We start from the raw sequence: 4,083 nt of genomic DNA on the forward strand, positions 1-4,083 counted from the left end.
AGTCGCGGTGTACAGCCGTCGCCAGCTCAATCGTTTGCTGGAGCAGCAGTATCTGCAACGTCTTGCGGAGAACAACTTTCTTCCACCGTTCAGCGACATACTCAAGCGCAAGGCGGTGGGTCAGACAGTCTCGGTGGAAGGGCTCGAGTTCGGCACGCCGATGTTGTCATTCAGCAGCGCCTCGGTCAGCGACTCCAAGGCCACGCTGACCTTGAACATCATCAGCGGCACGTTGACCTTCAACGGGGAACTGCTGCGCAGCTATGTAATCACCGAAGCGCAGGGGCATTCGCTGACAATGGAGGTCGACCTCCAGACCGTGCGCGGTGAGGTGGCCCCCTATGGTCGGGTCGCGCTGAATCTGGCCAAGGGTGCGAAGTTCACCAGCAAGCTCTTCGATGATGAGGAGGAAGACAAGGACCACCTCCACCAACAGCTGGACAGGGCATTGGGAGATTGGCTAGGCGCCATGCCAGCGCGCTGCGTGATGTTTGAATTGGGCACGGTGGACTTCGCCGGTTATGACGAGTTGACCCCTACGAACTTCATACTGCGCACCCAAGCGGCCCCCGGGGCACGTATACGAAATGCAGACAATTACGGTGATGGCGCAGTGCTGGTGTTCATGCGCCTGCGTGGCAACGCTACTGATGGCGAACAGCCCGATGGCGCATACCCTTATCTGCTCCCCGAAGGCGACTATTCGGCCACGCTGGTGCTGAACAAGGATTTGTTGAAGTACGCTTCCGCTGAAGGCTTCGAGCTGCTCGCTACCCTGCTGTTTCCGGAACTCAATGCCTTTGTCAAAACGGCAGACCATACGCCGCTGGATCGAGCCCTGTTCGGCAATATAAACCCGTTGCTGATGAGCATGAAGGTAAAGCCGGCCATGGGTACGGTTGTGCCGGCGGGCCAAACGCATCAGTTCGAACTGTACGATGGCGAGGACAAGAAGCAAAAAGCCAGCGCCTGGTCAGCGCTCAATCCACAAAGCCATGACGATAAAGGGCATGGCACGATCAACGCCGATGGCCTCTACACTGCCCCCGCTGCGGACGAGGTAGGGGAGGATGTGCTGAACGTCATCATCACGGCGGAATTCAAGAAAGGTGACGATACCTACAAGGCCTCTGCTCGCTTGCTGGTGACGTCCGCGCAGGTACTGGCGATGCCCGTTGCTGGCGCCTATCAGCCCAGGCAGAGTGCAAATGGGATAGATGTGTGGAACGCGGGCAATGATCCGGTCAGATTCCGATTGCTGGGCCAGCCTTTGGGCGAGCTGGCGTATGTGGGAGGCGGGCGATCAAGGTTCGTACCGGGTGGACAAGCCCAGCGGCGAGTCCTTAGTGTGCAGGAACTGCAGGCCGAGTCGGCGGAGCAGAATCGCACTGCTCTCGTTCTGGTTCACAACCAGCCCCTGGTGGCGCTCGACCCACCCTTCGTGCCGAAACAGGCCTTCGGTGGCACCACCCAGCTGCGCGAAGTGAACCGCATCATGCCCAATGAACAGCGGCGCTGGCGAATGTTGTCAGGCCCCGGCAACGTGTCCCCATCGGGGCAGTTCACGGCCTCTACACAAGGCATACAGCAACCCAATGTGGTGGCCTGTGAAGTGGTGCGCAATGGCGTGGTATTCGCATCGGGCTATAGCGTGCTGAAAGAGACGCCGGTAAAGCCACTGAGCAGCTGGGTGGCACTGCAGCGCTTCACCGTCACGGTTGGCAAAAGCCCCGAGGGCGTGCGCGGGACAGTCGGCTCCAGTGGCTTCCAGCAACTGGAAGTCGAGTTCACCGTGGAAACCTTGCAAGCGGATGGCGCGGACTACAAGTTGAGTCCGACAGAAATTGGCACGCTCACGCTTTTCGACCGCGCAGGGCAGAAAGTTGCCAGCCTGTGCGACAACGAGGAAGGAATCGGCAAGGAGTATGGCAATGTCTGGCGTACCAGCCTGACAAAAAACCGGTTCGTATTGGCCAATGAAGGCCCCATGCAATCTGCAACGCCGCGTGGTCCGGAGGACCGGACCATACGCCAGACGCTCCACCTGCACCGCCGCGGAACGTCGGGGTCGCAAGTGTTTTACGCGGGTTTCAAGTCCGCGAGTGGCAGGTGGTTTTATTCCAATGACACGGATCATCGCAACGCCACCATCGAGGTTCAGGTGCGGACACCGGAGCCGTACAAGTCCAGCGATTATACGTTGACTCGCAAGCGTGTGGTTGGTGGTGGTGCAGTTATGGATCCTCCAGGCGTCCCTGTGGACCCGCAACATGAAGCCTTCGACCTGCACCCGGTCACTGAAGACTACTGGTTGCTGGACTACCGGAGCGGGACTTTCTATACAGCGGAGTTCATAAAATCCAAGGCGAGTGATGAGGAGGGCGATGTCAACACGTCGATCGCTCGCTGGGAAAGCCCTTACTCGAATGAGCGCTTCTACAGTTACACGGGATATATGTTCCAGAATCATGGCGAGCCGGAACCCACTGCTGTTTCTTTCGATAAACGAATCAAGGACCTGCTGGGGACGGAAGATTACCATCGCCCGGTGCGCTCGGAATACGAAGCGGGGCTGTTGGTGATCGCCAACTACCGAAACATGAATCGTGCGCTGGGTGAGGTTGATCCGAACGTGCTGTCGAAACTGTCCAAGCCATTACGCGTGCAGTTGCATGATGCACTGGGGCATGTCCATGTGGTGCAACTCGATTATCTGCCTTCCACCACAATCGGTGATCGAAACGTATTGGTGCACAGCGTGCCTTCACGGCCAACGGCCGGCGATGACTCGATCATTCGCCTGGTTAACTTGAATGCGGGGGAGTCGGTATGAAATCAACAACCTTGAACAGCGTTTTCGCCTGTTTGCTCTCAGTGTGTAGCTTTGCCTGGGCCGATCAACCGAATTTGCCCAAGCAGCTCAATCCCAGAATCGAGTTTGCGCAAAAGATGGATGGCGAGCAGATGCCTGGCGGCCGGCAATGCTCAATCGGTATTCCGGAAAGTGGACACAAACTCAATAAAATGTCCGATACCGTGTGTAAAAATGACGTTGTGACGTTCTTCAGATTCGTCGATGTCCCGTCCACGACGAACGTGCATTTATCATCCGAGCGGAGTTGCTCGGGGGGGGACTGGACGTTTGGTGTGCGGGCAATCAAGCACCCCACCACCTCAAAGTGGGTAGACATTCGAAATCTCGTGGACGTGAAAGAAGGAACTATCATTCAACCGGGCCTGATTAAAAGTCATGATCGCTACAGTAGCGGCAATATTGAAGGCGAGCTGAGTTGCGCAGTTGTCTATGCGCCAGGAGGCTCCGCCTCTGTCGCAGAGGGAGAGCGACCATGAGCGCATCCACCGCTGTGCACTCCAACGCTTTCAATTTCTCTGCCTATATTGAAACCGGTGTCGATCCGCGTACCGGTCAATATACCATGTCCATCAAACTGCCTGCATTGAAGGGCAACGCCCTGCAGGGCCCGGATTTCGGTCTGACGTTGTTCTACAGCCCGTTGAACAACGAGGATTCCGGGTTCGGCAAAGGCTGGAATCTGCAACTTACGCAAGTGCGCAATAACCTCGTGACGCTGAGCAGTGGTGAGTCTTACAAGATTACCGGTACCTCCTCGTCTACCGGGCGCCTGGAAATGAGCGAGCAGAAGCTGCGGCACTTCGACCTGTACCCGGAACCTGCAGGCCCCGACGGTGCCGAGCGTTTCCGTGTGGAGCATCGCTCCGGCCTGGTCGAGGTGCTGAAAACGATGGGCTCGGGCGCAGGCCAGGTTGCCTTGCCCGTCGAACTGCATTCGCCGCTTGGCCATGTGCTGTACCTGCAATACACGCCTTTTCAGAACGGTCACGTGCTGCTGAGTGAGGTGCGGGATGAGGATGAAACACTGCTGACGTTGCAGCGTGTGGGCAACAGCCGCGTCGAAATCCTGTGCTATCCCTACGGGGGCGCGGGCGGCGACCCGCTGGCGCGCTATGGCATGACCTTGAGCGGTAGCGACTTGCGGGTCAGCGAGATCACCCTGCCCACGGCCAACCAGGCACGTTGGCGCTTCACCTATCGGGATGTGC

Annotated in this window: 2 protein-coding genes and 1 pseudogene; all 3 read left to right on the forward strand. The window is 57.8% G+C overall.

All coding sequences use genetic code 11. The annotated features are described in order from the left end of the window. Positions 1–2,833: hypothetical protein (locus HP547_RS27560; RefSeq protein WP_172288602.1), on the forward strand; the 2,833-nt coding region annotated here is incomplete at its 5' end. After that, a complete protein-coding gene (locus HP547_RS27565) occupies positions 2,830–3,351 on the forward strand; it encodes a hypothetical protein (protein WP_172288604.1) in 522 nt (173 codons plus the stop codon). The genes HP547_RS27560 and HP547_RS27565, both read left to right, overlap by 4 nt. After that, positions 3,348–4,083, forward strand: a pseudogene (locus HP547_RS27570) (hypothetical protein); the annotation flags it as partial. The gene HP547_RS27565 and the pseudogene HP547_RS27570, both read left to right, overlap by 4 nt.

Source organism: Pseudomonas sp. CM27, assembly GCF_013179515.1.
Classification (GTDB): Bacteria; Pseudomonadota; Gammaproteobacteria; order Pseudomonadales; family Pseudomonadaceae; genus Aquipseudomonas.

What these genes read in the sequence shown, in the direction of transcription:
- HP547_RS27565 (WP_172288604.1), top strand. Translation starts at nt 2,830, where the DNA reads ATGAAATCAACAACCTTGAACAGCGTTTTCGCCTGTTTGCTCTCAGTG.